Raw genomic sequence first — 624 nt, 5'->3', positions numbered from 1 at the left:
TCGCTGCTATGTGATGGTTTACCTAAGTTTTGCCAGAATGAGAGGAAGAGTATGATGAAAGTATCTTGTCAAAGATTATATGTTGCTTTGTTGCTGCCTGTACTAGGCTGGGCTGGTGCTAGCAGTGCTGAAACCGCTTCAGACCTAGCAAGCGAAGGTAAGCAAGTGATTCAACAATTTGCAGGAGAGTTGAAATCAAGCCTGCAAGCAGCGGTAAAAGAAGGTGGCTTTACCAAGGGTATTGAGGCTTGTTCTGTGGATGCAGAAAAAATCGCCAGCAAACATAGCCAAGGAAAATGGACAGTTTCCCGCACCAGCCTTAAAACACGTAACCCTGATAACAAGCCAGATGCCTGGGAGGCGAAAGTACTTGCTGACTTTGAACAGCAACTCAAAGCCGGAAAGCCTGCTACACAGTTAGCAGCGGTGAAAAAAGAAGGGAGTACCTTTCGTATGATGAAGGCTATTCCAACTCAAGGTATGTGCTTGTCGTGTCATGGAGAGAGTCTAACAACAGATATTCAAAAGGCACTCTCGGAACAGTACCCGCACGATAGGGCGGTAGGTTATCAGGAAGGACAGATTCGTGGGGCCTTTAGTTTGTTGCACACCGCGAAGTAAATA

The 624-nt window shown here is 46.3% G+C and carries 1 protein-coding gene; it reads left to right on the top strand.

Annotated elements, in window-relative coordinates; genetic code table 11:
- The coding region (locus tag A3729_RS10430) for a DUF3365 domain-containing protein (protein WP_231877409.1) at window positions 1–621 on the top strand (621 nt) is incomplete at its 5' end.
- Window positions 622–624: the final 3 nt, after the last annotated feature.

The sequence above is a fragment of the Oleiphilus sp. HI0043 genome, from assembly GCF_001634935.1.
This window is presented reverse-complemented; position numbering and strand designations above follow the sequence as displayed.